Annotated in this window: 19 protein-coding genes and 1 tRNA gene; 14 read left to right on the top strand and 6 right to left on the bottom strand. The window is 50.3% G+C overall.

Features of this window, described 5'->3' with window-relative positions; all coding sequences use genetic code 11:
- Window positions 1-345 precede the first annotated feature (345 nt).
- The gene (locus tag AC14M5_RS05540; protein WP_484028644.1) at window positions 346-2,235 is read left to right on the top strand and encodes a PA domain-containing protein; all 1,890 of its coding nucleotides are present in this window, start codon (window positions 346-348) and stop codon (window positions 2,233-2,235) included.
- Between the two features lie 47 nt (window positions 2,236-2,282).
- On the opposite strand, the gene typA is transcribed toward AC14M5_RS05540, so the two are convergent.
- From typA to AC14M5_RS05515, 5 genes are all read right to left on the bottom strand, one after another.
- Window positions 2,283-4,142, bottom strand: a complete 1,860-nt coding sequence (typA, locus tag AC14M5_RS05535; RefSeq protein WP_484028643.1) for a translational GTPase TypA — start codon at window positions 4,140-4,142, stop codon at window positions 2,283-2,285.
- 253 nt (window positions 4,143-4,395) lie between these two features.
- The gene (locus tag AC14M5_RS05530) at window positions 4,396-5,136 is read right to left on the bottom strand and encodes a polyprenol monophosphomannose synthase (RefSeq protein WP_484028642.1); all 741 of its coding nucleotides are present in this window, start codon (window positions 5,134-5,136) and stop codon (window positions 4,396-4,398) included.
- Between the two features lie 8 nt (window positions 5,137-5,144).
- Window positions 5,145-5,999 (bottom strand): response regulator, encoded by an 855-nt coding sequence (locus AC14M5_RS05525; RefSeq protein ID WP_484028641.1) that lies wholly within the window; start codon window positions 5,997-5,999, stop codon window positions 5,145-5,147.
- 15 nt (window positions 6,000-6,014) lie between these two features.
- Window positions 6,015-6,650, bottom strand: a complete 636-nt coding sequence (locus AC14M5_RS05520; RefSeq protein WP_484028640.1) for a V4R domain-containing protein — start codon at window positions 6,648-6,650, stop codon at window positions 6,015-6,017.
- 10 nt (window positions 6,651-6,660) lie between these two features.
- Window positions 6,661-7,008 carry a roadblock/LC7 domain-containing protein gene (locus AC14M5_RS05515; RefSeq protein ID WP_345300590.1) on the bottom strand — a complete coding sequence of 116 codons (348 nt, stop codon included), beginning with the start codon at window positions 7,006-7,008 and terminating at the stop codon, window positions 6,661-6,663.
- A 265-nt stretch (window positions 7,009-7,273) separates the two neighbouring features.
- Between AC14M5_RS05515 and AC14M5_RS05510 the strand changes: the two genes are divergently transcribed.
- The 13 genes from AC14M5_RS05510 to AC14M5_RS05450 all read left to right on the top strand — a co-directional run bounded on the left by AC14M5_RS05510 (window position 7,274) and on the right by AC14M5_RS05450 (window position 17,310).
- Window positions 7,274-7,347: transfer RNA gene (locus AC14M5_RS05510), tRNA-Asp, on the top strand.
- A 106-nt stretch (window positions 7,348-7,453) separates the two neighbouring features.
- Window positions 7,454-7,693, top strand: a complete 240-nt coding sequence (locus AC14M5_RS05505) for a helix-turn-helix domain-containing protein (protein ID WP_484028639.1) — start codon at window positions 7,454-7,456, stop codon at window positions 7,691-7,693.
- A 13-nt stretch (window positions 7,694-7,706) separates the two neighbouring features.
- A complete protein-coding gene (locus AC14M5_RS05500) occupies window positions 7,707-8,210 on the top strand; it encodes a hypothetical protein (protein ID WP_484028638.1) in 504 nt (167 codons plus the stop codon).
- A 110-nt stretch (window positions 8,211-8,320) separates the two neighbouring features.
- Entirely contained in the window at window positions 8,321-9,271 is a 951-nt protein-coding gene (locus AC14M5_RS05495; RefSeq protein ID WP_484028637.1) for a hypothetical protein, read from the top strand.
- A 125-nt stretch (window positions 9,272-9,396) separates the two neighbouring features.
- Entirely contained in the window at window positions 9,397-9,561 is a 165-nt protein-coding gene (locus AC14M5_RS05490; RefSeq protein WP_484028636.1) for a hypothetical protein, read from the top strand.
- Window positions 9,558-9,941, top strand: coding sequence for an SH3 domain-containing protein (locus AC14M5_RS05485; RefSeq protein ID WP_484028635.1), 384 nt, complete (start codon window positions 9,558-9,560; stop codon window positions 9,939-9,941). The genes AC14M5_RS05490 and AC14M5_RS05485 overlap by 4 nt, the downstream gene beginning before the upstream one ends.
- Window positions 9,942-9,948: 7 nt before the next feature.
- Entirely contained in the window at window positions 9,949-10,698 is a 750-nt protein-coding gene (locus AC14M5_RS05480; protein WP_484028634.1) for a ParA family protein, read from the top strand.
- A 13-nt stretch (window positions 10,699-10,711) separates the two neighbouring features.
- Window positions 10,712-11,293: a hypothetical protein gene (locus AC14M5_RS05475; RefSeq protein WP_484028633.1), complete on the top strand. Its 582-nt coding sequence runs from the start codon at window positions 10,712-10,714 to the stop codon at window positions 11,291-11,293.
- Window positions 11,294-11,562: 269 nt separating this feature from the next.
- A complete protein-coding gene (locus tag AC14M5_RS05470) occupies window positions 11,563-13,746 on the top strand; it encodes a DnaA N-terminal domain-containing protein (RefSeq protein ID WP_484028632.1) in 2,184 nt (727 codons plus the stop codon).
- Window positions 13,747-13,962: 216 nt separating this feature from the next.
- The gene (locus tag AC14M5_RS05465; RefSeq protein WP_484028631.1) at window positions 13,963-14,400 is read left to right on the top strand and encodes a hypothetical protein; all 438 of its coding nucleotides are present in this window, start codon (window positions 13,963-13,965) and stop codon (window positions 14,398-14,400) included.
- 53 nt (window positions 14,401-14,453) lie between these two features.
- On the top strand, window positions 14,454-15,851 hold the full coding sequence (locus tag AC14M5_RS05460; protein WP_484028630.1) for a hypothetical protein: 1,398 nt from the start codon (window positions 14,454-14,456) through the stop codon (window positions 15,849-15,851).
- Window positions 15,852-15,906: 55 nt separating this feature from the next.
- Window positions 15,907-16,818: a tyrosine-type recombinase/integrase gene (locus AC14M5_RS05455; protein WP_484028629.1), complete on the top strand. Its 912-nt coding sequence runs from the start codon at window positions 15,907-15,909 to the stop codon at window positions 16,816-16,818.
- A 39-nt stretch (window positions 16,819-16,857) separates the two neighbouring features.
- Window positions 16,858-17,310 carry a hypothetical protein gene (locus tag AC14M5_RS05450; protein ID WP_484028628.1) on the top strand — a complete coding sequence of 151 codons (453 nt, stop codon included), beginning with the start codon at window positions 16,858-16,860 and terminating at the stop codon, window positions 17,308-17,310.
- A 275-nt stretch (window positions 17,311-17,585) separates the two neighbouring features.
- Here AC14M5_RS05450 and AC14M5_RS05445 read toward each other — a convergent pair whose 3' ends face one another.
- Window positions 17,586-17,957 carry a hypothetical protein gene (locus AC14M5_RS05445; protein WP_484028627.1) on the bottom strand — a complete coding sequence of 124 codons (372 nt, stop codon included), beginning with the start codon at window positions 17,955-17,957 and terminating at the stop codon, window positions 17,586-17,588.
- Between the last annotated feature and the right edge of the window lie 184 nt (window positions 17,958-18,141).

Here is an 18,141-nt window from a genome sequence, read left to right as displayed (position 1 = left end):
AAATTTATTGTGATGTTTTTTTGTTGAAGGTCATCGTATTACTGCCTTTCACTAAAATTCCTAGTTGTAATTGAGATGCCAAATTGCTATAATTTTTATGAATTCAGTCCAATTTATTCGAAAAACATCGAAAAGGCAAATCCACCCAGAGATGGGACTGTAATAGGTTGTATCTGTGCCTAACGCAGATCGTCAAACTGCCGAAGGTTTCTGTCTTCGGCAGTTTTTTAATAATGAAAGGAGGTAACCTCGTAGTAGAGAGAAGAGAATAGACCCGGTAGCACCCGTTTGATTCCAGCGAAAAATTTAATGTTTCAAATATTTAGCAATGAGGAGGCTTAGATAATGGTACCCAAAAATTTGAGATTCTATATTCGAGCCACAGGTTTTTTGCTGCTCTCACTTTCGTTGATGGCTGCTCCCCTAGCGGCAGCGCATCACCAGAGCGCACATCTTGTGGACGACGATGTTATTGATACCCCGATCGAAGTGGAGGCCGCCCACCATGGAGATGACAACCAGCATGGCGGTGTTGGCGGACATCTTGCCGCATCCAGCCTGAACGTAGAGTTGGTCGGGCAGGTAACCGTTAGTGATGCGAGCCCGGGTCTAATTTCAGATGTAGGGGTCCTGGGAAACTTCGCCTATCTAGGACAGTTTTCCCCTGGCTGTGCCTCGGGCGGTGGAGGTGGTGTCTACATTATAGACATGTCAGATCCGACCAACCCCGTCGAAGCTGGTTTTATCGCCACACCTGGCACGCATGTAGGTGAAGGGGTGCAAGCTATTTCTGTAAACACCAAATTCTTCAACGGGGATTTGCTGGTCGTAAATGGCGAATCCTGCGGGACAATTCCAAACCGGATCGGCGGATTCTCTCTCTATGATGTAACCGATCCTTATAACCCGGTCACTCTGATCGAAAACTTTGGTGACATTCGCACAGTAGCCGGCGTCACCCGCGCGAACCAAATCCATAGTGCTTTCGCCTGGCAACAGGGCAAGAACGCGTATGTGGTAATCGTGGATGATGAGGAACTCAGCGATGTAGACATCTTCGATATCACCGACCCATCTGCACCTGTAATGATCGCCGAAGTAGGCTTGGCTGGCTGGCCCGGTGCGCAGAATTCACAATCGACCGGGATTGGTGTATTTCGCGCCAGCTTCCTGCATGATATGGTGGTCAAAAAGATACAAGGGCATTGGATGATGCTCTTATCTTATTGGGATGCAGGCTATATTGTCCTGAATGTAGATAACCCGGCTGCACCTGTATTTGTGAGTGATACCGATTTCACCGACCCAGATCCAGAAACTGGTTTCAGCCCGCCCGAAGGGAATGGGCACCAGGCCGAATGGAGTCACAACAACAAGTTCATCATCGGCACGGATGAGGACTTCTCGCCATTCCGCACTACCGTAGGTGTTACATCTGGTCCGTTTGCAGGGTCGAGCTTCCTTGCAACCCAGGGAAATGCAGTTCCACAGATCACCCCTAGCAGCCCAGTATCTGGCCCAACTTACTTCGTGGGACTTTCCTGCAACGCCTCGCCACCACCAGCAGCTCCGTCAGCTGATGCCATTGCGGTGATCGAGCGCGGCGGTTGTACCTTCACCCAAAAAGTAACGAACGCCCAGAATGCCGGATATGCTGCAGGCGTGGTCTTCAATAGCGCCGCACCGGGCAACTGTGAAGCAATTGTCACTATGGCCGCCTCAGGAACGATTCCTTTCCTTTTCGTGAGTCGTTCATCGGGGTTCGCAATCCTGGGCATTGCCGGGTATAACCCTGCGAACTGTCCCAGCGGAGCAAATCCGTCTCTGCCACCTGTAGGAACAGCAGGCTCAACTGTGGACCTTTCAGCGGTATTCGATGGATGGGGCTATGTCCATCTCTTTGATGCGGACACACTGCAAGAGCTTGATACTTATGCAGTACCCGAGGGACTCGACCCGGCTTACGCCACCGGCTTTGGGAATCTGACCGTGCACGAGGTTGCTGTTGATATAGAGACTGATATGGCTTACCTATCGTACTACGATGCAGGCTTGCGCGTGATCACGTTTGACGAGTCGGGTATCCAGGAGGTCGGTCACTTCATCGACGCGAATGGAAATGACTTCTGGGGTGTCCAGGTCTTCAGGCTGCCTGGCGATCCTACAGAACAGACATATGTCGCCGCGAGTGATCGTGATAGCGGTCTGTGGATTTTCAAGTACACAGGGCCGTAGTTAAATAAAAAGAACCGCAGGTTGATGATCAACCTGCGGTTCTTTGTCTATGCTTCGCCCATCTGTTCTTTCACTTTTTTCGTTTGCTTCCCACGTTCATCAGTCGAAAGGATGCGCTTGCGAATACGATAATTCTCAGGCGTCACTTCCAGTAGTTCATCATCTGAAAGATATTCAATCGCCTCATCCAAACTCATCGAGCGCGGCGGTGTCAGGCGGATTTCCATATCGCCGCCCGATGCGCGCATATTGGTAAGGTGTTTCTTTTTACAGACGTTGATCGGCAGGTCACTCCCGCGCGCATTTTCGCCGATGACCATGCCTTCATAAACTTCCACGCCTGGCCCTACGAATAAATTCCCGCGTTCTTCCGCACTCTTGAGTGCATAAGCAGTGGTTGTGCCCGCTTCCCAGGCAACGATGGAACCTCTCGGTCGTGATCCAATCGGCCCGGCCAATTCATCATATCCATTAAAGATCGTGTGCATGACTCCCGCACCACGGGTGGATGTGAGGAATTGATAGCGGAAGCCAAGCAAACCGCGGGTCGGGACGATGTAGACCATGCGCGTCATTCCCTGACCCGCATCCTGCATATCCATCATTTTGCCGCGTCTACTCCCCAGCATTTCCACGACAACACCGACAGTTTCAGCGCTGGTCTCGATATGCACTTCTTCGTACGGTTCAAGCAAAGCGCCGTCTTCAGCCTTATGGTAAATAACCTCAGGGCGTGAAACTTGAAATTCATATCCTTCGCGGCGCATGGTTTCGATCAAAATACCCAAATGCAACTCACCGCGGCCAGAGACTAAAAAGTTTTCGGCTGAATCAGTTTCATCCACGCGCAACGAAACATTGGTGCGAAGTTCATCAAATAAACGCTCGCGCAATTTTCGTGAAGTACCCCAGGTGCCTTCCCTGCCAGTAAATGGCGATGTGTTCACGCCAAACGTCATGCGGACAGTTGGTTCTTCCACCTTGATGGTCGGCAATGCAACCGGGTTCGCCGGGTCGGCAAGTGTTTCGCCGATGGCAATCCCTTCGAGGCCAGCTAGTGAAATAATGTCACCCGCCTTTACTTCATCAATCTCGATCTTGTTCAGGCCCTTGAAAGTATAAAGATAGCGTGCGTTTTCAGGCAGGATGGTTCCATCCAACTTAATACGCGCCATCTTCTGGCCTGCTTTGATCGTGCCTGCAAAAATGCGGCCAATGGCGGTCACGCCGCGATAATCGTCATAGCCAAGTGTGGTGACGAGCATCTGCAGCGGCGCCTCAGGGTCCACTTTGGGAGCGGGGATATGCTTGAGGATGGTATCAAACATGGGTTGCAGATCAGGTCCCAGGTCCGCGGAATGACCGGCACGGCCAGCGGTAGCCTGAGCATAAATGACAGGGAAATCTGCCTGTTCTTCCGAAGCTCCAAGCTCGATGAACAAGTCAAAGGTTTCATTGAGCACGCGGGAAGGTTCGGCATCTTTACGGTCAACTTTATTAATGACCACAATGGCTTTGTGCCCCATCTCAAGCGCCTTCTTTAATACGAAACGAGTTTGAGGCATCGGGCCTTCCGCCGCATCCACAAGCAGCAAAACGCCATCCACCATGTTCATTACGCGTTCCACTTCGCCGCCAAAATCGGCATGGCCGGGCGTATCCACGATATTGATCTTGACCGGTTGATTTGTAACAGGGTCAACGAGTGAGATGGCCGTATTCTTGGCAAGAATGGTAATTCCGCGTTCGCGCTCAAGATCGTTTGAATCCATCACGCGCTCTTCAACATGCTGATGCTCGCGGAATGTATGCGACTGCCCAAGCAATCCATCCACCAGGGTGGTCTTTCCATGGTCAACGTGCGCGATGATGGCTATATTACGAAGGTCAGTTCTTTCGATTTGCATTTTTACACCTATTTTTCAAATATCATTGCGAGGCGCACTCTTCAACATCTTACCTGCTTGGGTAAGTATTCCTGGTTAAGGGAATATCGTTGGTCGGGAGAGTACCCTGCTTGCAATGACGTAGTTTATATACACACAAAAACCCCCGCCGGGGAGGCCGAGGGCTTGAAATCAGTAGTTCGGCGTGCAGAATGTATATTATCAGAGAGTTATCGATTTGGGTAGGGGCTAGCGATAATTCCGCATGGCTGGCCTACAACCTTCCTGCCCTACCTGCCTTCTTTAAGTCACGATAATGCCAGCGCACCTGCCAAATGCGAAACGCCGCTTCCAATTGGATTTTCAAGGACATCTTGGATTTTCCCCAGCGCCGGTCTGCAAAATAGATCGGGGATTCACCGATCTTGAATTCAAGGCAATGCGCCAGATAGATCATCTCCACAAGAAAGACATAACCGCTTGATTGGATGCGCTCAAAAGGCATCTGCTTTAAGGCTTCGCTGCGCCACATTCGATATCCCGTCGTAACGTCATGCAGGGGCAGCCCCAAAATACTACGTGCATAAAAATTCCCAAATGAGGAAAGCTTCTTTCTCCACATAGGCCACTGCTCATCAACGGAGCCGCCCGGTATATAACGGGAGCCCAGCACCACATCATGTAAATCAAGGAGTTTCGCCATATCGACGAGTGAAGCAGGATCGTGCGAAAAATCCGCATCCATCTGCACGATAGCTTGTGCGTCACTATCCAATATTTTTTGAAATCCATTCAAATAGGCAGACCGCAGCCCCAGCTTACCCGGGCGATGAAGAACATCAATGTGGCCTGGGAATTTTTCAGCGAGTTCTTCCGCTAACTGGCCTGTGCCATCCGGGCTGTGGTCATCTACGATGAGAAGATGCAAGTCGAGCGGAAGCGAAAATAAAGCGGAGACCAGTTTGGGCAGGTTCTCCGCTTCGTTATATGTGGGAATAACAACCGTAATACGCAAACAGTCTCCTATTTCTTGCTGCTGATCAACTCCGCTTTGATCTCTTTCACATCGGTGGAGCGATTCTTAAGTGTTGGAATCTCGGCTAGTTTTGCGCCAAGACGATCATTGCGTTTTGCCATTTGATCACGATCTTTAATTGGGTAAAAATATTCCATCGATTGATCGAGCCTGGCACGTAATTTCTCGCTTAGTGCAACGAGGTTTGAAGGCGGGAGGACGAGAATAAAATCAGTTCCGCTGGCATGACCGAGGAAGTCTTCAGGGCGGCTGATCTCGCGCATTGTATTGACGATCATCAAACTGATAGCTCTCAGCACATCGTCTGACGCAACAAACCCGTAGGCTTCGCGGAAGGCATCCATATTTTCGAGTGAAACGAAAAGCAAAGCTGCGCCATCCTGCCCAAGCACTTCGGACAACTTTTCATCAACCAATGCGCCTTCCGGTAAACCGGTGACGGGGTTGGTCAACGATCCCTGGCTGACGCGTTTTAGTGCATTGCGAACACGCAGGCGCAATTCCTGCACATCAAAAGGCTTGGTGATGTAATCATCAGCACCGATCTCCAACCCCTGGAGACGGTCTGAACGGTCACGTTTTTCAGTAAGGAAAATGATGGGAATATCAGCAGTACGACGGTCACCGCGCAGGCGGCGGGCTACTTCATAACCATCTATGTCGGGTAGTCGAATATCAAGAATAACAAGATCAGGATGGATCTGGAGCGAGGAGCGGACGCCGTCTTCTCCCCAATTAACAGTGGATACATCATACGACTGTGCGCGGAAATACGCAGTTAGCATTTCAGCCACGTCAGGGTCGTCTTCAATGATAAGTATTTTTGACTTGGTGTCTGTCATGCCAGACCTTTTTAATTAGGAAATTGGTTCTTTTTGAATAATAAATTCGCAGACACTATCGCCGATGGCGACACATTTGGATTCGTTCACGCGGAATTCATTGCCGCCCGAAACCCATTTCAGGCTTTCCTGTAACAAGCCGGTTGAGATAAAGCACACGGGTTTATCTGCTCCCGTGCGCCCCCAGCAGCAGGGACATTTGTGGATAGTCCAAACCCATTCCGCGTCTTTTTCTTCGACCGTTGTTTGCTGATCACTTAATTGGGAGAAGATCTTGGCAAAGGCCGGCAGACCAATTCTGAGCTTGGATTGAAGCGGAAGAACGACAAAAGCCAAATCCGCTGCGCCGGCCAACGCTCCAAAATTCTTTAAGGCATCCGAAAAAGTCGCACGTCCTGCACGAAGGGCGAGGCCTCGCCCACCGCGGGGCCCGTACATTTCCTCCAGTGCGGAGCCAATTGCGGAAAGTTCGGCAAAATCAAAACCTTTGTCAAGGTTATCGGGGGGATAATTTTCTATGTAATGATTCAGTCCACCAAGATTTAAGATGGCGTTCAGGCCGTTCTTTCCCATCACTTCTTCAAGGGATTTGATGGTGATCAGGCCAAATTTATTCGGGTAATACAGACCAGCTTTTTGAAGAGGGCTCATGACAACTCCACTAGATCAACTTCGCCAGATCTTCGGCGGCGCGACGCATATCAAGGAAGATCAGGCCAAGCTTGGCCTGTTCGCGTGCCAGTGCGGTAAGGACAGCTTCGTCGCCGACTGACATTAAAACAACGTACCCTTTCAAGCCCTTGATGTAAACCTGTTCAAGAGAGCCGCGCCCCAGTTCGCTTGCGATTCGTTCACCCAATGAAAGCATGGCCGCAGACATGGCCGAAACACGATCTTCTTCCACACCCTGGGGAAGAGCAGATGCGATGCTAAGACCATCAACGCTAACCACCGCTGATGCTTCAATATCAGGTGATGAAGCCTGTAATTCACGCAGGCGATCCACCATTTGTTGCGTACGGTTCTTAGACAAACCAGCCCTCCTGGGGAAATATAAACGCCCTAGCCAACCGGGTCGCACGGTTTTTTAAAACCGTGTGACTATTTTAGAACATGGCTTTCATTGTGTCAAGTTCAATGATTTCTAGTTTGCATATTAGTAAACCATCAAGAGTTTAAGATAGCTTCAATCGACATCGTTTCTATATATTATTGGGCAACTCGTATTGACATTGCCATGCCCTCATGGTAAACTTTCGCCCGCTTAACGAATTGGTCCCGTGGTGTAGCGGCCTAACATGCGGCCCTGTCAAGGCCGAGATCGCGGGTTCGAATCCCGTCGGGACCGCAGAGCGTAACTGATCTGCAATTAGAAACCCCGGTCTTCGATGAAGAAATTCATCGGAGACCGGGGTTTCTTGTTTTCACTTGCTACCCGGCTCCAGGGAGATACTATGTCAGCCGGAAAAATACCATCAGACGAAGAAGTCATCCTTAGTGTTGAGTTCCTCACCGTTTCACAAGTCGCAAAGTGGGCACGGGTCAGCACGAAGACGGTGTACCGCTGGATCGAAGCGGGAAAAATCCCAGCCATTAAGTTTGGGCAACGCACCTATCGTATCCCAGCCAGTGCAGTCATCCAGTATCTGGAATCGGCCGGCTACGCAGATCTCTTCCCCATCACAAAAAAATAGAAGTGCAGCCAAGATGATCCCAACCTTAATCAAGATTATTGCAAAATCACTCGCAGCGCTTGCGGAATTCCTGACTGTGCTCATGCTTGGACTACTTGCCGTCATTTTTCTTGTCATCCCATGGGTGCTCAGGACTATATCCCTGTTTGGGTGGTTAATGGGCACATACCTACTTTGGATATCCATCGACGATCTTTATAACACTTATGCCCCAACCCTGCCCCTATTAGCCTTATCCAGCACTTCTGTGATCCTATCCGTGGCTTTGGTGGTCTGGATCCTTAGTCATAGACCAAGGAATATGCTTTGGGGAGCGATGTCTCTTTGGGGTGTGATTGGTTGGTTGTTTTGGCGGGGAGCAAAGTTACTAGCAAGCTGGGATCACGGATTGATGATTATACAAATCTTTCCCGCCGCTCTTTCCGCAGTAATGCTCGTGACCATGACCATCCGTTGGGGATCCATTATCCGATCCAGACGGTTATCCATGTCAAACAAAGGGGGTGGAACTGGCTAAAAAATTACTGCCGTGACAAAAAGACGCAGAAAAAAAAGGCGCTGCTGCCTGGCCGGCACACAGCACCTTTGCAGAAACGGATCTGCGTCTCCAAACGATATGGAGGCACTATGAATTTCAAAACAACGCTCGATACAATGTTTGCAAAAATCTTCCCAGCGGCGGCACAAGCAGCGGAAGAAGATCATGAAGGCGGTTTCAATCTCGGGGATCTGGTTGTCATACTCCTTGACTTGGTATTGCTAATTTACACTGCTTACCGATCCTGGCATTTCCTATCGGGTTCGGTGGCAGACGATTTCCAAATCCTTGCTATTGTAGGCCTGTGGGGTTTGGATATCGGCATGGTCGCCTGGTCACTGGTCTGGATTTTTGGGTCAACAACCAAATTCCAGAACTGGACCTCTTTGTCGCTCTTCGTGATCGACATGATCGGTGTATTCCTGACCTCGATCGTGGACACCCTTGCCTACGGCGGTGGTAGCAATACACTCCCACCTATTATGCAGACTGCAGCCTGGTACGGCATCCCGATCATCATTGGGTTAAACGTGCTGGCAGGCTTCATATACCACATGACTTCACCTGCGACGCGGAAACGTCGTGCCGTTCGTGCCCAGGACGAAGAAATGTCACAACAACGCGAACGCGGCGAACTTGAGATCCGCAGGATGAACATGCAACTCCAGCAGGCACAAGACTATACCGCCAAACGAGCCACAATGTTGGTGGCATTTGCAGACATCTCTGAGCAAAACATCGCTATGAAACAGATCGAAGACGCCATGATGGCACGCCTGAACCAATCCGCCAGCGGGCAACTCAACGATCTACTGAATGCAACCGGCCTGCACATGCCAGGAGTACCTGCTCCCCAGCCTCACAAGCAGTCGCGGATCCTCGAGCAGATCAATGCTCTGAAAGCGAAGTTCGGTGCCGACACTACCACATCCACGGATCATCAAGATCAACAATCACCACAACCTCAGCTGGTCCCGGATCCGATCACAAATAATTTCGGAAGTAACGGCCACAAGGGAGACAGTAACCAGTCCCCTTAGGCAGCCGGGCAGCGAAAAGCCGCAGAGTATCCCTGGACCTGGACGCCGTTGGCAGCATCAAGCTGCCAAGCGCGATCCAGGTCCAGAGGCGCGGTATCAAGCGGCTTCCAACTCTGAGCGAATCGATGGCCATGGTGCTCGGCGCATTAGGAACGCTCAATCGCTCGTCCGGCGTGAGGACATTGAATATCGAATTAGACGGCAAACCAGTTGCCATCGCTCTAATTGATGATGCAAATTTCGGTTCAGATACTGAAGGCAACACCACTTTATTGAGAAACGACCAATGAGAAATCGACTACATCTCTTCCTGATAATCCCCCTATTACTAAGCGCTTGTGACAGCTTTGATCCACAAGCGTATGTGCCTGGTCTTGATTCGCCATTCCCTACCCCATCATCAACAGCGGCAGAACCTTTCGCCACTATACCGGTTACAGCTACATCTACCCCTGTCAGCGAACCAATGATCGTATGCACCAACATCCCGGAAGGAAATTTAAATGTTCGCGCCGCACCAAGTGACAGAAGCGCCATCCATGGTCACATCGCGGAAGGAGTTGCAGTAATGATCAGCGGTAGACGTGAGCAAATGGAAGAGAGTATATGGATCGAGTTATCCCACCCGATTGAGGGTTGGGTCAATGCGCGGTATCTGTGCAAGAAGTAGAGGAAATATGGCAAAAGTCATTGGAATCGCAAATCAAAAAGGCGGCGTCGGCAAGACCACCACAGCCGTTACACTGGCTCACAATCTTACTCTGCGCGATCGTCGTGTCCTGCTGGTTGATATGGATCCCCAGGGACAATGCGCAACATCGCTGGCCATAAACCCAGAGTCTGGTGTATTCAACGTACTTGTATCGCAGTCCGATAATCATCAATGGATAAGAGGCACTGGTCGTACAGGACTGGATTTAATACCTGGAGACCGCACAACTGCGACCGCGCAAATCGTCGTAAATGCCGAAAATCGACCCATTGATACGGTCAAACAAATATTCCGGAAACTGGCGCGGGAATATGACTACATCATCATTGACACCGCACCTTCAGTCGGGGGAATCCAGGAGCGCGCCATCTATGCGGCAGATCTGATGCTCATCCCTACTGCAACGGAATATCTATCCATGGATGGATTGGCACAGATGATGGAGCTTCTACAGACACTGCGCGCAAAATCAAATTGGCATGGGGAATTGATCGGCATTTTGCCGACCTTTTACGACGAGCAAACCAGCGAAAGCGCAAAATCGATCCAGGACTTGAAAGAGTATTTCGGCGCTAGCGTCCTCTCCCCCATACACCGCGCAACTGTTTTACGTGAATGTGCCGCCGAAGGCAAAACCATCTTTGAGTATGCCCCAGCGAGTCGCGCATCTCAAGAATATGAAGAGCTTGGACGTGTTGTGATCAAACATTCCTAAAAAGGAGATGCCCATGGCCAGACGAAATGCATTATCACGCAACCAATCAATTGCACAGGACCCGGTCCACACCATCCCGCTCGCGCAAGGTCGCCGACGCAGCAACCGCGCGTGGGACCGAGAGAATCGAGGATGCTCGTACTATATCCCATCCCATCTTCGGGATGCAACGATGGAAATACGCAGCTCGATCCTGGGACTGTCCAGAACATACATGGCAAGCACATCCAATGTTGCGCTCGCCCTTATCTCGTTTTCCCTGTCACATGTCCGCCAGGGGAGGCTGGTCATCAATGCACATCCAAATGCAACACGTAGAAAGATGACCCTAACTTGGGATGAAGTGGCATCCGCTGCTCCCCAAGAGATATCAATACCGAAAAAAGGTAAAAGCAAAACTCAAGAGATCTACATCAACTATCGATGGGGAGGCGATGTGAAAATCCAAATCGCAGCGTTATCAGGATCTGCCATTTCCAAAGGTGAGCTGGTTCTGTTCCTGTTGGCATATGCCATCGAGGCTTACAAAATCGGAAACTTAAGGCTGCGGGAAGAGACCGTGGTCGTGTCGCAGAAGGTGATGCCAACATGGTAACTGCGCAAAATACACTATTTTTCCGCGGAAAAAATAAAGAATTTTCGGCGGGCAGAAATCATCTGAGCGGCTCCGCTCAGATGACGCTCAGAGCGCGCACAGGCACCGCTCAGACGACGTTCAGGCAACGCTCAGGCAGATGCAACAGGAACTCTTTTAAGGTGCTTGATATTTCGTTTTTAGTACGTGGTATGGCTCTAAAAAATCGTCGTGCACGGAGCCTCCTGTTGATTTCTATTGGAAAACTATAAAAAATATTGGAGCCAAAAATGGACATCAAAGTTGTATGGCAAAACATACTTGAGCAACTCCAAAATGATATGCCTCAGGCTTCGTTTGACACATGGGTCAAGGATTCTACCTTTGAGTTTTTTGACAGTGGCATATGTGTTATTGGAGCACGTAACACATATGCTCGTGACTGGCTCTCGTCCCGGCTTACGGAAGCATTTGAACGTTTGCTCTCAGTAGAGTTAGGGCAGACTGTCCGGGTAAGGTATGTTATTGCAGAGAGCAATAATAGTGTTGACACCGAAGCCACTGAAAAGGGCTGGGAATCTCCGTCTGCTGTTGTAGTTTCTAATGATGGACCAGATCAGAGGGGGGACAAGGAGATCGTTCTTAGCGTCGAGGATTACGATTCGGTGTACGAGCAGATCGTCCGCCCGGACCGTGCTGTGTACCTGTTGGGTTATTTCCGTCGCTGGCTTCGCGAGCTTGGTCCGGTGCTGGCGTGGATATATGTTGCTTTTCGTCAATTGGCGTATATGACCGGGGCCAGGCAGGGGTATGGGTCTGGTCGATTCACAGGCAGACAAATTGCAGCGTTGTCTGGGATATCGGAGCGCACCTACTGGAACCGCGCAGAAGCCCCCGACACTTGGAAAAAACTGGCTGGGCTGGTCAAGATAGCCGATCACGGACCGCAATGGGATGAGCGATCCAGTACGCCCAAACGCCTTGCGCGCCGCTATGCTGTTGCGATGACATTGCCATTAACGCCGGCAGATACTGGAAGCCTTACAAAGTGGATCAAACAAAATATCGAGAAATGCGGTGGACCAGAAGGAGTATTGCGTATGGCAGCGGAAGCACCTCTTGAGGAGCTGATCCCGATAGAAGCTACTGAAACATCAGATGCAGTTACAGTGCGCAGACTTGTCCGTGATCTGTTCGAGGGAGGGGATCTGAGCAATGAATTGTTAGATGCTCTTGCCTCTGAAATCCAAAATCACATTATGCCTACCAATGACCAGATCAAGATTACCTTATATTTCCTAGAAAACATCTTGCCGCATCTGGGTTCCGGGCCGGCCTGGATGCTCACCATCCTGCGTGACTTGTGCTACGCCAATCCCGACACGGGTGAAGTGCGTAACCGTGTAGTCGTGCAGGGCGGATATGCTGAAATTGCCGGCTGGTTGGGAATGACCAGAGCAAAGAGCATTTGGGAGTGGCTGCATGAAAGATATCCTCCATCCCACAATGAAGCTGGGAAGTTTAAGAACGCAGTTGCGCATGTATATATGGCCGAGATCGAACGGGTGGTGAAGGAACTGGATTTCAGTGGCCAATCTCGCACCTTTAATGTCTTGCTGGAGGAGATTCCCGCCGAAATTCTCGAAGCAGGATTGACCAACCCAGCTTCCGCGATTTTTCATATCGTGTTGACGCGCTTTTCACAGAGTGTAGCGGGTGGCGCTAGTTTCAGTTTCGGTGTGGCGGGATTTTCAGAAGATAGTGGCGCACTTTTCAGTATCAACGTGGCGCGATTTACAGAAGATAGTGGCGCTACTTGCAGTATCGGCGTAGCGCACTTTACAGAAGATAGTGGCGCTACTTGCAGAGTTAAAACCCTTAACTCCTTAAAACCAACTCTTAACTCCTTAACACCACAACCTACCAACACTGAAAATCGCGGAACCGAGTCAACTGCCTTCAACGGTAAGGTGGCGGTGAGTTTGCCCTCGGCTTGGGGTTTAGATCGACTTTTGAACAATAATCGCGTTACCGCAAAAAAGGCAAAGGCGCTTCGAGTCTTGAATGCCAATGGTTCAGCTATTGTGTCCTGGCTCCTGTACGCGAAAGGGAAGGATGGCACGGGTATCAACAATCCCATATCCTATGCCATCTCACGCCTGGAGATCGATCCCACCGGCGGAGCTGGTGGCGGGTATGACCAACTCGCCTCCCTGCCACCGCAGGATTTGCTTGACGTTATCCACGCCTTTGCACAGGGGCGATCCATCCTGGATTTGCAGGAGGGTGACCAGGCAAGTCGACTTTGGCTTGACCTGATGGGCCGCGATCGTGACACAGCATTGGGATTGCTGCGCCTGCTAATGGGTGAGGATGCCCCGCTCAGAAAGGAAGTCGTGACCCAATCCGAGAATTGGACAGAGACTGAAGATGGTGTTGAGATCGCGATCAATACTTCCACCAAAAAAATATGAATGAGCCACAAGAGGTTATTTAGCGATGTCCATGCTCTTTGTCTTTCACTGCAAGAGGCTGCAGCAGCTTACTGGCAATGCCGGCAGAGCAGATTTTGGCCCGCGGCCGGGGGGACCCCCCTTTTCAATAGAGTATGCTCCGAGTAGTTGGGAGCAAATTGAAGTCACACAAGATCACCTTTGGTTAATTGGCGTTTTCGAGAGGAGTAATACAACATGTTTTTCAATACACATAGCAACGATCAAGATCGAACTAGCGCCATCTACGCGGCGATCCAGGAGGTGCTGGCACCCTTGCAGCAGGTAGTTCCCAAATTACATGCTGAGTTCATCGTTGCCTGTGAGCGCCAGTATTCCCCCAGCCGGCTGGGGGAAATCCTACGAATGCACCTGACTGCCATGCAAGAGCAAGCGGATCAGGAGTATTCCGGGCGCGAGGGCAAGCTCAGACTCTCTTATGGAGATGAACTGCAAAAACTAAAAAAGTTGAGTAAGGAACAGGAGAATGAGATCCGTGAACTAAAGAACAACATGTATCGAATGCAAATGGAGCGGGATGAAGCCATCCGAAAACTCGCCTCTCAAAACAGCCTGATCGCATCCCTCCATCAGCAAATCCAAAATCTCAGCGGCGGGTCTGCTGCAGACAAGTAGTCATACAAAACCCCTGTTATTAACTAAGGGTATGCCCCTTAAGAAGCCATCTTATGCACACGACCCCCGAATCACTGAGCGAAACCCTCGATTCCGTCATGCCACGTAATGTTTGGTCCAATATCCTATTAACCCTCAACCTCACCGGTGTGGCAGATTCCAGACACCTGCAATATTCCATCGGCCTAACCCGCGGCCAGCTCGTCCGAAAGCTGGAACACCTACAAGTCCATACTCTTGATGGGGATACCCTGATCTCACAACTTGATCACTCCATCCGGCGGCCGATCGAATCCAACCGTCCGGCAGCCATATACCGGATCGAGAAGGGAGGCACGAAACTCCTGCGCTATCTCGGATATTCCGATGTGCGCGCCAGCGGTTTGAAGGATGATGTGGACATCCTGCATGCTCTTGCGATGCTCACCATAAACCAGGCTGCGACCAGTGAAAAGGATATCGCCATCATCACCGACCGCCTGCTGGAGTTTAACAGCGGAAGGCTGCGCCCGGACCACCAAGTGTTGCACACTGATGGCGAGCTCTACCTATTCGAGGTCGAGCAGACTGCATACAAGGAAATCGTGCCGCGTATCCGGCGCGGCTTGGACAACCGCCACGCCTTTTTCTCGAGCCCGCAGGGGCGGGAATATTCGAATGCGATCCGCGTGGTCTTCAATATCAAGGAAGGTAATGCGTTTTTCAAAACCCTGCAGGTGTGGCGTGAAGCCATGCGGGGCTGGCAGAAGGACAATGGAAAAAAATTAGCGTTTACGTTGTGGGCAATCCCAATGAAACGCTTCCTGCAGAACCCACAGTGGGGCAGGGAGCTTTCCGGCGAGTGGACCCAGATCAACCCGGATGATGATTCCTTTGATGAAAAGCTTGAACGACGCAGTTCCATGTTTATTCGTTCCCACCTCCTTTTGGACGAAGAGGCTGCACTGTTGGAAGCGTTGGCGGATGAATGGTTCCAGACTATGCCGGAGGTCGAATGGGGAGGCGATTACAACATGTTCCGGGTGGCCCGTGCGATCTATGATGGATCTCACCGAAAAGAACGTTACCGTTATATCCCCATCATCTCCGTGCGTTTGCTGGGAACCTATCTGGGTCATCACGAGGAACTGCGGCTCCAACTGACCAAAGCACTGCACTTCAACAGTAATCGCATATCGTGGGTGCCGACCAATGTCCTCAACCGCATGCGGCTGGTGTTCAAAACCTTCCTCATGTATCACGGGTGGAGCATGAGGAACTCCATCATGGAGGTCTATCCATATGCCAACCCCGATCGGAACAGCGAGTATTCGGTGAAGGTGCATCTGTACGGACTGCAAAACGAGATGCGCATCAGAAATGAGGATTACGAAGAAGCGCTCGCCTGGGTTCTGTTCGCCTTGTTTGAATATGGACAGGAAATCGGGATTGGGCGGCCGGCTTTTTGGTAGCTTGAGCCGGCCTGTCTAAAATATCTGGTACCAGAAGAAAAAGGAAGGATTTGTCATGAACATTCTTGAAAAGTATATGACCCATTTGCAGAACCTCGATCGATCGCCCAAAACCATCGTAGGCTATACCGCAGATCTGCGGCAGTTTCAAAAGTGGAAGGGAGGTACGCGCGCGCTGGAAACCCTCACGGCTTCCGATGTGCGCGCGTACCGCGATCATCTTGTGAAGAAGAATGCCAGTCCGAATACGATGATGCGTCATCTGGCAGCGCTGGCATCCTTTGGGCAATGGGGCTGTGAACAGGCACACTTATTTCCCGAAAACCCTGCCTTGTTCATAGAACCGGTGAAAGTGGCGGAACTTGCTCCGCGCTGGTTGGATCCAAGCCAGAAGCGGAAACTGGTGACTGCAGTGGAAAATGACCTGCGCGAAGCGAAGGAGAAGTATCCACGCTTATGGCTGTTGCGCCAGCGGGATGCAGTGATCGTGTACGTCCTGTTGCACACCGGATTGCGGGTAGGGGAATTGTGTGGGCTGAACCTCTCTGACCTGACATTAGGCGAGCGTAAAGGCACGCTCCTGGTGCGGAATGGCAAGGGGCGCAAACAGCGCCAGGTGATGCTGATGAACGAGACACGCAAGCAACTGAGCGAATGGCTGGCAGTGCGTCCGAAGGTGGGGAACGATGCCTTGTTTATTGGGCAGACAGGGGAGCCGATCCAGCCGCGGGTGGTTCAGCGATTGGTAGAGCGCTATGCGGGGATGGCAGGCTTGGAGGACGTCACACCGCATTCGCTGCGTCATACATATGCGCGCGGATTGCTGGATAGTGGCGCGAAATTGTTTGAGGTAGCGAGGTTGATGGGACACAGCAGCCTCGATTCGACTGCGCGCTATGTCCAGCCGAGCGAGGAGGACCTGCGCCAAGTGGTGGAACGGATGGGGGAGGAAACGCAATCTACCTGAGGAGCCGCACACTTTTGATCATTAAACAAGGAGTTTATTATGTCTGAATACAGATTAAGCCAGAAAATTATCGAGCTAAGTCGATCCAAACACTGGCATGAGGCAAAACTGGAATGGATACTTGAAGATATTTACATTTCAGATGAGCCCGGGACTTGCTTGTGTGGTCATTTTCCAATCATTGAGATGTGCATACTTCGGAACAAAATCACTCATCATACAACAATTGTTGGGAATTACTGCGTTAATAAGTTTATTGGACTGCCGTCGGATATTATTTTTCAGGCGGCTAAACGGGTCCAGAAAGACCTTGTGAGGTCATTTAATGTCGAAACGATCAACCATGCAATAAATAAAGGATGGGTCAATGGCTGGGAGCGGGATTTTTATTTTAATATTCTCAGGAAGAGAAAATTATCAGCCAACCAACTTGGTAAAAAGATGGAAATTAACCGGAAGATTTTGCGCCTCATGGCAGGAGAAGATGGTTGATATGCTGACGAAATGGCGATCTGATCGAAAGTGCCATCTTAGCTCCGAAGGGATGTTCTTTCGTAGCCTTTTGGCTGATAGAACACGATGCAAATGAACCCAGTTAGAAAGCCGTGCAACCAACCGCAGACAGACCATCTCGCGCCTCGAGTTCTGGCTTTGACGTCCGATATTCCCCAAACTGCTTGATTTCCCTCTCCTTCAACGCACGGAAGGTCTCCTCAGGGAAATCTTCCCCGTGGCCTTTTTGGAGATTGAGAATGCATCAACTGTTTTCATTCTCCCAATTCCATATGACGTGGAATTATTGGAATGCTACGAGTTTCAATAAAGCCTTTTGCGGCTTTCTGGAGTCCTTCGTCTTCTGAATACAAAAAACTCGCTTTATTGACAACCGCAATTGCGATTATTATAGAGTCAGTCTTAACTCTTTCCCTACTACTGTTTTCAGATGGCATACCATTATTTTTATTTCTTTGCCATATTTGGGCGTACACCGATGTTGCCGGAGTATCAAACGATGGAACAATAAAATTTGATTTGATACTTCGTACAGCTTTTTCGTGTTCATGTGGGGGAATTCTCATCAAAAATTCCCCTAATACTGGAGCAGGCACAATAACTGTTTGCCGCTCATTTTTCAGCATATCAATCCGGTATGTATCAACTATTCTAAATCTGGGGTTGAAAGCGGTTTGTCATTCTCGAGCGCTCTTAATATATTCAACAATGTGTTCAAATCTCAGTCGTATATTCTGACCAATAAGAATCGACGGAAATGCGTGTGAGGATGGCGAACGATTCTTCCTACTGATCCGATGTTCCAGCCCC

It is taken from the genome of Candidatus Villigracilis sp. (genome assembly GCF_057083605.1).
The sequence above is the reverse complement of the archived record's forward strand: the minus strand, read 5'-3'. Positions and strand labels throughout refer to the sequence as shown.

Excerpts from the sequence above, each read along its gene's own strand:
- typA (WP_484028643.1), bottom strand. The coding sequence starts at position 4,142 with ATGCAAATCGAAAGAACTGACCTTCGTAATATAGCCATCATCGCGCAC.
- AC14M5_RS05475 (WP_484028633.1), top strand. The coding sequence starts at position 10,712 with ATGGCCAGACGAAATGCATTATCACGCAACCAATCAATTGCACAGGAC.
- AC14M5_RS05470 (WP_484028632.1), top strand. The coding sequence starts at position 11,563 with ATGGACATCAAAGTTGTATGGCAAAACATACTTGAGCAACTCCAAAAT.
- AC14M5_RS05480 (WP_484028634.1), top strand. The coding sequence starts at position 9,949 with ATGGCAAAAGTCATTGGAATCGCAAATCAAAAAGGCGGCGTCGGCAAG.
- AC14M5_RS05445 (WP_484028627.1), bottom strand. The coding sequence starts at position 17,957 with ATGCTGAAAAATGAGCGGCAAACAGTTATTGTGCCTGCTCCAGTATTA.
- AC14M5_RS05525 (WP_484028641.1), bottom strand. The coding sequence starts at position 5,999 with ATGACAGACACCAAGTCAAAAATACTTATCATTGAAGACGACCCTGAC.
- AC14M5_RS05460 (WP_484028630.1), top strand. The coding sequence starts at position 14,454 with ATGCACACGACCCCCGAATCACTGAGCGAAACCCTCGATTCCGTCATG.
- AC14M5_RS05455 (WP_484028629.1), top strand. The coding sequence starts at position 15,907 with ATGAACATTCTTGAAAAGTATATGACCCATTTGCAGAACCTCGATCGA.
- AC14M5_RS05515 (WP_345300590.1), bottom strand. The coding sequence starts at position 7,008 with ATGGTGGATCGCCTGCGTGAATTACAGGCTTCATCACCTGATATTGAA.
- AC14M5_RS05505 (WP_484028639.1), top strand. The coding sequence starts at position 7,454 with ATGTCAGCCGGAAAAATACCATCAGACGAAGAAGTCATCCTTAGTGTT.
- AC14M5_RS05500 (WP_484028638.1), top strand. The coding sequence starts at position 7,707 with ATGATCCCAACCTTAATCAAGATTATTGCAAAATCACTCGCAGCGCTT.
- AC14M5_RS05490 (WP_484028636.1), top strand. The coding sequence starts at position 9,397 with ATGGCCATGGTGCTCGGCGCATTAGGAACGCTCAATCGCTCGTCCGGC.
- AC14M5_RS05540 (WP_484028644.1), top strand. The coding sequence starts at position 346 with ATGGTACCCAAAAATTTGAGATTCTATATTCGAGCCACAGGTTTTTTG.
- AC14M5_RS05485 (WP_484028635.1), top strand. The coding sequence starts at position 9,558 with ATGAGAAATCGACTACATCTCTTCCTGATAATCCCCCTATTACTAAGC.
- AC14M5_RS05495 (WP_484028637.1), top strand. The coding sequence starts at position 8,321 with ATGAATTTCAAAACAACGCTCGATACAATGTTTGCAAAAATCTTCCCA.
- AC14M5_RS05520 (WP_484028640.1), bottom strand. The coding sequence starts at position 6,650 with ATGAGCCCTCTTCAAAAAGCTGGTCTGTATTACCCGAATAAATTTGGC.
- AC14M5_RS05465 (WP_484028631.1), top strand. The coding sequence starts at position 13,963 with ATGTTTTTCAATACACATAGCAACGATCAAGATCGAACTAGCGCCATC.
- AC14M5_RS05450 (WP_484028628.1), top strand. The coding sequence starts at position 16,858 with ATGTCTGAATACAGATTAAGCCAGAAAATTATCGAGCTAAGTCGATCC.